Annotated in this window: 9 protein-coding genes; 4 read left to right on the forward strand and 5 right to left on the reverse strand. The window is 46.7% G+C overall.

Features of this window, described 5'->3' with window-relative positions:
• The first annotated feature begins 379 nt into the window (after positions 1 to 379).
• Entirely contained in the window at positions 380 to 1,393 is a 1,014-nt protein-coding gene (locus tag Q1A41_RS00375; RefSeq protein WP_299973106.1) for an AraC family transcriptional regulator, read from the forward strand.
• A 14-nt stretch (positions 1,394 to 1,407) separates the two neighbouring features.
• Here Q1A41_RS00375 and Q1A41_RS00380 read toward each other — a convergent pair whose 3' ends face one another.
• The 4 genes from Q1A41_RS00380 to Q1A41_RS00395 all read right to left on the reverse strand — a co-directional run bounded on the left by Q1A41_RS00380 (position 1,408) and on the right by Q1A41_RS00395 (position 5,968).
• Complete coding sequence (locus Q1A41_RS00380) at positions 1,408 to 1,866, reverse strand: TerB family tellurite resistance protein (protein WP_299973109.1); 459 nt, start codon at positions 1,864 to 1,866, stop codon at positions 1,408 to 1,410.
• 19 nt (positions 1,867 to 1,885) lie between these two features.
• Entirely contained in the window at positions 1,886 to 2,815 is a 930-nt protein-coding gene (gene tal / locus Q1A41_RS00385; RefSeq protein ID WP_299973112.1) for a transaldolase, read from the reverse strand.
• 272 nt (positions 2,816 to 3,087) lie between these two features.
• Positions 3,088 to 4,995, reverse strand: coding sequence for a DUF3604 domain-containing protein (locus Q1A41_RS00390; protein WP_299973114.1), 1,908 nt, complete (start codon positions 4,993 to 4,995; stop codon positions 3,088 to 3,090).
• 139 nt (positions 4,996 to 5,134) lie between these two features.
• Positions 5,135 to 5,968: a metal-dependent hydrolase gene (locus Q1A41_RS00395; RefSeq protein WP_299973117.1), complete on the reverse strand. Its 834-nt coding sequence runs from the start codon at positions 5,966 to 5,968 to the stop codon at positions 5,135 to 5,137.
• Positions 5,969 to 6,106: 138 nt separating this feature from the next.
• Between Q1A41_RS00395 and Q1A41_RS00400 the strand changes: the two genes are divergently transcribed.
• Positions 6,107 to 7,075, forward strand: coding sequence for an AraC family transcriptional regulator (locus Q1A41_RS00400; RefSeq protein ID WP_299973118.1), 969 nt, complete (start codon positions 6,107 to 6,109; stop codon positions 7,073 to 7,075).
• Between the two features lie 55 nt (positions 7,076 to 7,130).
• Here the strand turns inward: Q1A41_RS00400 and Q1A41_RS00405 are convergent, their stop codons facing one another.
• A complete protein-coding gene (locus Q1A41_RS00405) occupies positions 7,131 to 9,302 on the reverse strand; it encodes a TonB-dependent hemoglobin/transferrin/lactoferrin family receptor (RefSeq protein WP_299973121.1) in 2,172 nt (723 codons plus the stop codon).
• A 167-nt stretch (positions 9,303 to 9,469) separates the two neighbouring features.
• Here Q1A41_RS00405 and Q1A41_RS00410 point away from each other — a divergent pair, with 167 nt between their 5' ends.
• On the forward strand, positions 9,470 to 10,033 hold the full coding sequence (locus Q1A41_RS00410) for a MotA/TolQ/ExbB proton channel family protein (RefSeq protein ID WP_299973123.1): 564 nt from the start codon (positions 9,470 to 9,472) through the stop codon (positions 10,031 to 10,033).
• Positions 10,033 to 10,347 carry a DUF2149 domain-containing protein gene (locus tag Q1A41_RS00415; RefSeq protein WP_299973126.1) on the forward strand — a complete coding sequence of 105 codons (315 nt, stop codon included), beginning with the start codon at positions 10,033 to 10,035 and terminating at the stop codon, positions 10,345 to 10,347. Before Q1A41_RS00410 ends, Q1A41_RS00415 begins: the two co-directional genes overlap by 1 nt.
• Positions 10,348 to 10,374: the final 27 nt, after the last annotated feature.

A 10,374-nucleotide genomic window follows, 5' to 3' on the forward strand; every position in this document is an offset into this window, starting at 1 on the left:
CCCAAGGGTTCTGACCCCATATCGACGCCGATAACTTGTTGGTATTAGGCTCACTCACTAAGCCCTAAACCACAGCGGACTATCGCTACTTCAATAAAATTAATTGAACCGAATAAATCCCGGCCTCGAAAGCGGGGTCAGAACCCAAGGGTTCTGACCCCGGATCGAATATGTAGCTTCAATCAAAGGTTTTACGGGGTGATGCTTTAGTAGTTATGCGCGGTGTTTATATTTGTCTTTAGTCTGGGTTATTTGTTGCTTACGTCACTAATAGAGAAATAATGGCCGCTATACACAAAAGATTTGGTATTTTTGAACATATCATTCCCTTCTTGTCGATTTATAATCGAGGTTACATAACAATAACGTTATCAAGCCTATGGAAAGTTATACATCTCTTAGTAGCTGGATTTCGGCCTTAGACATGATATTACTGCAACGTAATGTATCTTATTGTCAGGTGCTTAAGATGGCGGGTATTGACCAGCAGCAGCTGGGCAAACCCTATGAGCGTATCGAAGTCAGTACCATAGCGAAAGCTTGGCGTATAGCCACTAATTTGTGCGAAGATGAAAACTTAGGGATTTCCTCGGCACATTTATGCCAGCCAGTACATTGGCATGCATTGGGCTTGGCGATGTTATGCAGTTCTTCAGTTGCTCAAGCACTGCAACGAGTGGTGCAGTTTGAAGAACTACTCACCAATGTTATTAAACAAAGCTATTGTCGCGACGAGCAATATTTTTATCTTCGCATGAAAACCAAAATTCCCATTGAGGACGTGGGTTTAGAAGTGGTTGATTTTGGCTTCGCTGGATTACTTGCTGTATGCCGTTCTATTTTTCCTGGTGAAATTACTCCAGTTCGTGTTTGCCTACAAAGGCCTGTGCCTTCAAATCCAGAATGCTTTGAAGCGTTTTATGGTTGCCAGGTGAACTTTTCATGTGAGCAACATGAACTGGTGCTGCCATTGGAATTAGCCGATCGCGTATTGGATCACTCAGACCCTCAACTGGCGGAGAGACAGGACGACTTAGCTCAGGATTATATTCAACGTATTGTGCATAGTAGTTTTGTATTGCGAACACAAGACGCCATCAAAGAACAATTGCCGAAAGGTGAGCCTAGCCAACAAGGCATCGCTGAGCGGCTTTGCTTAAGCCCAAGACAATTGCAGCGGCAATTGCAAAAAGAAGGCAGCAGCTTTACTTCGCTGCTGAAGGCGGTAAGAAAAGAGCTGGCCCAGCAATATTTATTACAACACTATCGCCCAATAACGGAGGTGGCTTTGCTTTTGGGCTTTGCCGATCACAGCAACTTTACGCGTGCATTTAAATCCTGGTTTGATTGTACGCCCTCGGAATATCGCGAGCGCACCCAAGCGGAAGTTTAGTGCAAGTAAAGCTGCTATTGCAGCTCTTGTTTAGCGCGAGTTTTCGATAAGATAAAATCGCTATGGCTTAGGTGCACCAAATCAGCAATTTTACGAATCATATACTCTTCGTATTTGTCCAGATCGCCATCGGCATAGGCGATCTGCCACATATACTGCACTAAGTCGCGTTTTTGAATCGCGCTGTAATTCTGATTGATCAAGGAAGTAAACTGATGAATCGACGTGGCATCACCTTGCTCGGCTTTAGCCTGTTCGATAATACAGTCGAGCTTGGGCTGAGCTATCCCCATTTTTTCATTGAGTATACGCTCAAGCGCTTTTAGCTCGTCTTCACAAAAGTGCTCATCAGAAACGGCAATCTCAATCAGCAGAGCCGCCGCGGCTTGGTGCAGTATGTCTTCTGGGCTGTCACTGCACATGCCATCTGAGCTGGCGGCACCTTCAAACAGATTCTTAAAAAATTCAATCATAGTGGCTGCTTTCAATAAGTTATTGTTGCGCCAGCATAGCCTCTAGTTTTTCCTGATCGATAATAAAGTTACGGATACCCTCAGCTAGCTTTTCAGTCGCCATGGCATCTTGATTACTCTCGAATCGGAATTGGGCTTCGCTTAGGGCGGCCTCTTTTTCCTGCGTACTTGCATCGTTGATTAGACGACGTTCTAAAGCAGAATGATCGTTACTTAGCGACTCTAACAACGCTGGGCTAATGGTTAGGCGATCACAGCCGGCCAATTCTTCAATTTCTTGGGTATTGCGAAAGCTGGCACCCATTACGATGGTATCGTAGCTGTGCTGCTTATAGTAATTGTAGATGCGGCTAACCGATTGAACGCCGGGGTCATTGGCGCCACTGAAGTCCTGATCGGGCTGTTGCTGCTTATACCAATCTAAGATGCGGCCAACAAAGGGAGAAATCAAGGTCACCCCGGCATCGGCGCAGGCGCGGGCTTGGGCAAAGCTGAATAATAGGGTCAAATTACATTGAATGCCTTCGGATTCCAGCTGTTTGGCCGCTTGGATGCCTTCCCAAGTAGAGGCGATTTTAATCAGTACTCGATTGGGCTCTACATCGAATTTGGCGTATTGCTCGATCAGTTGACGAGCTTTATTGATAGTCGCTTCACGATCAAACGATAGGCGCGCATCCACCTCGGTAGAAATGCGGCCAGGCACCAGTTTTACGATCTCTTTGCCCAGTGCAACAGCTAGGTAATCAGCGGCTTGTTTCGGGTCTTGATGCATGGCAACCGCTTCTTTTACTAGATCTTGGTACTGCGCTAGCTGTGCGGCTTTATAGACCAACGACGGGTTAGTAGTCGCATCTTGGGGCTGGTATTTGGCGATGGCTTCGATATCGCCAGTATCGGCGACTACATCGGTCATGTTTTTTAATTGTTCAAGTTTGCTTTGGCTCATTGCTGCTGGTTTCCTCTCGCAAATCCTTTGCTATTCATGTGAAATCTTATAAATACTCGTTAAATGGCTAACTGGCCTATAGATAGCTTGATACTAACATAGCTTGCAGATGGGGAAAGCTTTGCTGCTTGATAGGATTGAAGTAATCAAGTTAGAAGGCTGTTACTGAGCGCTGACGAGAGCTTAAGGGAGTATTCCTGCGCTGATATATCGCGGCTTCGATCTGGGGTCAGAACCCATGGGTTCTGACCCCGGGGTAGGGTTGCGCCTGCTTAGGATTTAGGGTTATACCAAACCGGTGAGCTGTAGGCTCTTTCCTGAATAAGCTTGGGGTAATTGCTTTCTTTCAACTGCAAGGCTTCTCCGTCCAGTGTGGAGTGGCGCTTGCTGGGCATTTGAAATACGCGCACATAATAAAAGGCCCGCTGGCTAGGGTCGAAATCTGGGTCTTGCCATAAAGCGAGTAGCTCTTTAGCGCCTTTAAGGGGCGAGATGATTTTACCGTCTTTAAGCTCGGCCTCGGCAGCCGCTATTTGACCAGAAACGGGCAGTTCACGTTGATCCGATGCGGCTACGGTATAGATCTGTTCATGGTTATTGCCCTCGCTATCTAGCCAGCCTTTGATAACCTCAATGCGCTCTAAGGGGTGAGTTATTGGGTCCATGCTGGCGCGGATAATAAGCTGTGGTGCTTTAGCATCGCCGTTTTGATAAAGATCTCCGCCCATAGGTACACCTGCGGCATAGCCTCTATCGGCAAAATCTTCAGCGTGTAGATCTTCTTCACTAAAATCCCAGCCGGCAAAGAAGCGCAGGCTCATGCGCGGCCCAGTGCTGGCGTAAGTTTCTTTACGGCGCATCGCCTGAAAGATGCTTTGACGATCGTTGTCATCGGCCCACACTGCGGCCAAACCTTGGGCCGCCATATCCCAACCTTTAGGGCCGCTGCCCTCATCGGAAAAGGTGCCGCCGGCTTTGTTTTCTGGGATGGAGTCATAAGCCATTTTGCCCCAAAAGTTTTCTTCTTCAGCCGAAGCAATACCAGTATGGGCATCGGTAGAACCGATCATGCCGAATTTATAAGGGTTAACTCCGGTTTGCTCCTCCAGTTTTAAACCTCGGCCCAGTGCAGTACGCACATAGTCCCCAGGTCTGGCTTTGTAGGCTTCTTCGCCAGTTTGTAAATAATAATTAAAAGGCTCGAAACCAGCGAATTGATCTTCAGGAGATAGGCTCGGATGGGCTTCGGAATCACCTTTAATTTGGGTGACCTCTACAATGGGTTCCCATTGCATTCGGGTGTTGGCGTATTCGGCGGTAATAGGTTTGCGGTCGAGAGTTTTATCATCAAACATATAGCCTTTGGATATGTTCGAGTTATGAGGGATGGCAATAAACTCGGCGCCGGTTTCCTTTTGAGTTTTTTCCAGCCAGTTCCACAGGTCCTCTGGATATGGGCCGTCGATAAAACTGAATGGCTTGTATTGCTTGGCCTGCTCGCCACCGTTAGGGCTGATGACGATTCGATGTAGGTTGGCACCGGCGGGAATTGAGCTCCATTCCCAGCCAGTAAAGGTGGTGAATTCGCCGGGCTTGTTATGGCGCTCGGCGGCATCCACTATTGCGTGCCAGGTTTGAATTTCTACAGGGCTGGTATCACCCAGCATATCGTTTGCAGCAGGATTACCAGGGTCTTTTACGGGGTCTTCTCTATCGTGATGCAACTTGATTGGTAAGGCATCGAGAAATAGTTCTACACCAGTACCATCTGCGATAGCCGAACGAATTGCACGAATGGCAAACCAGCGCTTAAAGTTTTTCCAAATGCCTTCATCTGCGAAGCCACCGTCATTTTCGTTGATATGTTTTAACACACCCATCAGCTCAGCGTGATCGGAGACCACTAGAAAATCTAATGGCGTGTTGATGCGAATACGCGCCTTGGTATAGGGGTGCATAATCCACTGGCCTTGGGCCCAGCGATAGGCGGTGTCGGGGTCGGCTGTCTTATTCTGATTTAAATAGGCGTCAAAAGAGTAAGAGCTGTGTAGATGGGTATCGCCCCATAATAATTCACGTTCGCTGTTGGCAAATAGCTTGCTGCTTTGAGTGGCGAGTGCTATGCCTATGCATAGCACTGAAGCCGTCTTGGCAGGGCGGAACAGAGGAGTTTTCTCCATGATAGACACCTGTTATTGTTATTTATGTCTATCAATATGCCCTGAGATTTAGAGCTTGTTAATGGGGAAAATGACATTTGGTGCCACTGTTTTTATCCTTAAAGTGGCACCGAGTATTAATAGTGGCGTATCGCAAGTATTAAGAAGCGCCTTGGGCGGTTTCCCAGCGCTCTAATTGCTCCTGGGTATCTCTGTCCCAAGGGTGGAAGCCATCGCGGTAGTATTCTTTCCACATTGGGTAGATCAGTCTCAAAATTCCTTTCTTACCAAACAAAAAGCCCATGCCTTGCCACCAAACCTTCGGCTTCCAAAGCTGACCATCGCGTTTGAGCATATGAACTAGGTGAACGAAGATATCCATCAACAAGAAGAAGGTGGCTCGTTTCAGGCTTTTCTTGCGTGTCTTCTCGTCACCACCCACAGCGCGGAAAACGTCGAAGGCAACGGCCTTATGTTCCATTTCTTCAACCGCATGCCAATCCCAGAGCGCACGCATCGTTGGGTCGGCTTCTTGGGCCATCGTACTTTCTGGATCCAATGCCCACTCGGCCATAATGGCAGTGATATGTTCCAAAGCAGCGGTAATGGATAGATGCTCTAAAGGGGTATACATCTTCTGGCTAAGAGCTAGCTTCTTTTTAAGGCGGTTTTCCATATATTCCAGGTCGTAGCCGCGCTGATTGCAAAGGCTTTGGTTGTAGCGCTCATGCTCACGGCGATGCACGTTTTCTTGACCACAAAATCCTTTGATCTCTTGCTGTAACTTAGGGTCAGTAATTTCACCGGCAAAGTGGCGCACACTGTCGATAAAAAACTTCTCGCCCAAAGGGAAGGTAATCGACATGGCATTGAACCATGCGGTTTTGAATGGGTGATCGCCATACCAATCACGGCTTAAGCATTCGGCAATTTCATGCTCGCGATTGCGAGGGTGAATATCGACATATTCCGGGGTGTGGGATTGCTGGCTCATAGGTATATCTCGGCTATATCTATCGTATTTATGATGTTTGAGTGAATTATAGGCAGCTAAATTGATTTGAGTGGGGTTGTATTCGATCAAATAGGGGGTTAAATTCGATTGATCTATTGCACGTCGAGGAGTCAAGCCTTGTTTAACGATGTAGAACAAAATTTTATCCAGGCGATGATGGACCTGGGTTTAAATTTGCAACTCTTGGGGCAAAACCGAAGTTTAGCGGCGGGGGGGCTCGGCGAGGATGAAATCCGCGAGCAGATTATTCAACAGGCATTGGAGGCTTCAGATATTGCCAGTATCGGTTTGGAGGTTGGGCATCGCATCTCTTTAGATCGCTTGGGGGTGTTTGGCTATGCCTTGATGAATAGTGTGAATGTTGATGCCGCTTTAAAATTATTGCTGCAGTATCAACGCGCTCTAATGCCCCATGTTTCCCTTTCTTTACTGCCTGCTGGGGAAGATTTTGCACTGGTTTGCCATGCAAAGCACCTAAGTGCAAAACATGAACGTTTTACGGTTGAATCTTTATTTGTCATCGTGCGCAACTGTGTTGAAAGCTTATTCCCACATGCCTCAGAGCAGCAGCTTTATCGTTTTGATTACCCTGAGCCTTCATATGGCAATCGATATCGGGAGCTATTAGGTGATCAAGTGAGCTTTGCGGAAGCTCAAAACGCCATCATTATCCCCGCTGATATGCTGCAACGTGAAATTGCCCAGGCTGATCCGATTAGTGAAGCGCTTTATCGTCAGCAGTGTGACGAGCTTTCAAAAAAACTGGGGCGAGCATCACAATTATCAAGCCGAGTTCAACAAATTTTATTGCGTAATCGTGGTCAGTTCTTATCGGCTGTTGAGGTGGCGACAAAACTCAATATGAGCGAAAGCAGTTTACGCAGAAAGCTACGCCTAGAGGGGAACAGTTTTCAACAGTTACTGGATCAAATTCGTCTGCACTTGGCGCAGCAGTATCTAAAGAACACTCAGTTGAGTATCGCCGAAGTAGGGCGCTTAATTGGTTATGATGATGTGGCTAACTTTAGAAAAGCCTTTAAACGCTGGAGCGGAGAGTTACCATCAAAATGGCGACAGCAGTCATAAAAAAGCCCAGAGTAAATGCTCTGGGCTGAATGCCTATAGGCTGTTTGAGGAGAACTTAAAAACGATAATTAACGCTTGCAGCTACAGTGCGGCCAGGCTCGGTAAACAAACTATCATTTGAGCCGTGATCGACACTGAGGCGGCTGCCAAAGTGGATGTATTCTTTATCAAGCAAATTGTTTAGCACTAGGTTTATGCTGAGTTGATCGTTGACTTTGTATTCAGACAGCAAATCAACGGTAACGTAGCCATCACTTTTGTTTTCGCCTTCGTTTACTTTACTCATGGACTTCGTCCAGTTGGCGATAAGTTCAACATTCCAAACCATGGCTTCATAACTTAGGCCAGCATTGCCTGAAAGCGGGCTAATGCTACGAATGTAATCGCCGGTAGTATCATCTTTGCCGTCTTGGTAGGCAGCGTTAAAGAAAGTACTTAGGCCATTTTCAAAGTAGTACGTTAAGCCTAGTTCAGCGCCTTTGATGGTAACCGAATCAATATTTTGGTACTGGAAGATATTCACTGGACGGCCGAAGATGATTTGAGTTTCTAGCAGCTCAGTGGTGATAAAGTTATCGTATTTGTTGTAAAAAACAGCCGCGCTAAAGGCAAGGCGATCGAGCTTGCCGCGTAAACCGATTTCATAAGAGTCACTTTCTTCTGGATCAAGATCTTCACTAGGAATAACGCGATAGCCAGCAAAGGTATTGTCCTGCTCGATATAGGCAAGATCGTAAGGTGGCACTTTAAAGCCTTGGCCATATTGAGCGAATAGAGAGAGATCGTCCGTTAGCTTATACAAGGCACCGATGTTAAAGGAGACCGCGCTATCATCGATAGACTTGTAAGGCGTGCCATCCGTTTTCAGGGAACCATTGGCGTCAAGGTCGTAGCGATCGTAACGCAAGCCAGGTGTAACGGTTAGGGCACCATCTAAAAACTTGATTTGATCGTTTAGGTACAAGCCTTGACGCTTAGTGGTATTTTCAGGGAACTTGTCAGAGGTAGTATCCGTAATGGTTTCCTGCTGAGTCGTTTTGCTGGTGGCGATACGGTAATCGTTCACCGTGCGTCGGCTATCGGTTTCTTCAATATCTAAGCCGTAACCGAACAAATGATCCAAGCCACCCCAGTTTGCTTTTTTACTGATTTGGGTAATAAAGCCTTTGGTTTTTTGCTCGTAAACACCGGTGCGATACATATCGCGCAATTCCAATACGCCAAACATCGGAGCATTGATGTCTAATGCTCCAAACTGTTTTTCAGTTTGCTCTGAGTCATTTTGATAAATAAAGGTATCAAGGCTGTCATAAAAGGCGCCATCTTCGGCGTGGTAAGCCAATCTAAACGCTTGGGTTTCTTGCTCTTCAGTACCGTTTTCATCGGTAACTTGGTAGCCAAATTGAGCAAGCCCGCGAAAGGGTTGCAGTAAACCGGTCGCACGACTGCTGCTGTTTTCTTGTTCCCATAAGTCTGCAGAAAAGCTGATGTAATCGCTGTCATTCAGTGGCACTTTGAGCTTGTATAGCAAGCTTGCGGATTCAACATCCTGCTTTGGTAGCGTTTCGTCAAAGTTCTGATTAGATTCGCCATCGCGTTTTGCAACATTTAAAAAATGCTCAATTTCGCCGGTCATCGCTGCCAGTGTTACCGCGAGATTACTTTCTTTACCATCTTGCTTGTAGCCCGCTTTTACATTGCCAGCAAACTCTTCGCCTTCATCCAGAACATCAGAGGCATCTTTGGTGGTAAAAACAACGATGCCGCCTAAGGCATCAGCGCCATACAGCGATGAAGCGGCGCCTTTAGCCACTTCGACTCGCTTTAGGGTACCAGTATCAATAAAACCACGACCAACGATATCGTTGGCGCCGTCAGCACCGTAGCCTTCGTTCATACGCATACCGTCTTTGATCATCAAAATGCGATCGGAGCCCATACCTCGGACGACGATATTTTGAGCGCCACCGCGATTGCCTGTGACATTCACACTGGGGTCATAGCGGAATAGATCACGCATGTTACTAACCAGCTGCTTATCAATATCGTGGGAGGTAACGACTGAGATGCTTCCGGCAACATCCTTTAGCTTTTGCTCGATGCGGGTGCCACTGACCACGATTTCTTCCAGATCATTGTGGGCCGCAGTCGTTGTTGTGGCTTCTTCAGCATAGCTGATGGCACTAATGGCGGTGCTAAGTGCGCTAACTATAAAAATATTCTTCATTTAATTGACCTAACCATGTGTAAATGCGTATGGGAACGATTATCATTTTGATGCGCATATTACGGATTATTAAGTTAATATCAATAGTAATGTTGATAATCATTAGCAATTAATATACGGTTCGCCGCAAAATCAGAATTAGCTTGATATACCTCAATGGAGTTCACATGTTTTCGATCCAGTCCTTGGAGCAGTTGATGTACACGGTGGCCGATATGTTATTGGCACCGACATTGATCCTAATTTCCCTGCTATTTGTATACGCCATCGTGGCGCTGGGCCGCTTTGCTGCGCTCTACCTTTTACGCAAAAAGGGCGCGTTATCCTATCAGCGGGCTATCTCTGAAAAGGGGCGTCAATATGTCCAGGGCTATCAGGTACACAACTACTTTGTTGCCAATCCCCAAGCTTCGAATGATGAGCTAGAGGTCTATGCCTTAAAGCGCTTGGAGAATCTACGAATTGTGACCCGCGTCGCCCCGATGCTGGGTTTGATTGCCACCATGATTCCTATGGGGCCGGCTTTGCGCTCGTTAGCCGATGGCAATATTCAAGGCATTAGTGAAAACCTGATGATTGCCTTTGCCGCTGTGATCTGGGCTTTGGTAACTGCTTCGCTTACCTATTGGCCGGCCTCGGTTAAAAAACGCTGGTTTGCCAGCGAGCTGATTAATATCGCGAAGCTGCAAGATAAAACTCCCGGCGACGAGTCTGTAGCGGGGGCCTCGTGATGAAGTTTCTTGATGAAGATGAAGAGTTGAACCCCATTATCTCCGCGGTAAATCTTGTGGATGTTTTTCTAGTCATTATCGCCGCTTTAATGATCGCCCTGGCGCAAAATCCTCTCAATGTATTTTCTGAAGAGGATGTCACGGTGATCAAAAACGAAGGCAAGCCCAATATGGAAATCATTGTTAAAAAGGGCAAAACCGTTACTCAGTATAAGTCCACTGGTGAAATTGGTGGTGGCGAGGGCGCCCGCGCTGGCGTGGCCTACAAAATGGCGGATGGCTCCATTGTCTATGTGCCCGAAGGCGACGAATAAATCTATTCAATAAAATTAGTAATAACA

The sequence above is a fragment of the uncultured Pseudoteredinibacter sp. genome, assembly GCF_947502065.1.
Taxonomy (GTDB): domain Bacteria; phylum Pseudomonadota; class Gammaproteobacteria; order Pseudomonadales; family Cellvibrionaceae; genus Pseudoteredinibacter.

Excerpts from the sequence above, each read along its gene's own strand:
- Q1A41_RS00375 (WP_299973106.1), top strand. The coding sequence starts at position 380 with ATGGAAAGTTATACATCTCTTAGTAGCTGGATTTCGGCCTTAGACATG.
- Q1A41_RS00380 (WP_299973109.1), bottom strand. The coding sequence starts at position 1,866 with ATGATTGAATTTTTTAAGAATCTGTTTGAAGGTGCCGCCAGCTCAGAT.
- tal (WP_299973112.1), bottom strand. The coding sequence starts at position 2,815 with ATGAGCCAAAGCAAACTTGAACAATTAAAAAACATGACCGATGTAGTC.
- Q1A41_RS00390 (WP_299973114.1), bottom strand. The coding sequence starts at position 4,995 with ATGGAGAAAACTCCTCTGTTCCGCCCTGCCAAGACGGCTTCAGTGCTA.
- Q1A41_RS00395 (WP_299973117.1), bottom strand. The coding sequence starts at position 5,968 with ATGAGCCAGCAATCCCACACCCCGGAATATGTCGATATTCACCCTCGC.
- Q1A41_RS00405 (WP_299973121.1), bottom strand. The coding sequence starts at position 9,302 with ATGAAGAATATTTTTATAGTTAGCGCACTTAGCACCGCCATTAGTGCC.
- Q1A41_RS00410 (WP_299973123.1), top strand. The coding sequence starts at position 9,470 with ATGTTTTCGATCCAGTCCTTGGAGCAGTTGATGTACACGGTGGCCGAT.
- Q1A41_RS00415 (WP_299973126.1), top strand. The coding sequence starts at position 10,033 with ATGAAGTTTCTTGATGAAGATGAAGAGTTGAACCCCATTATCTCCGCG.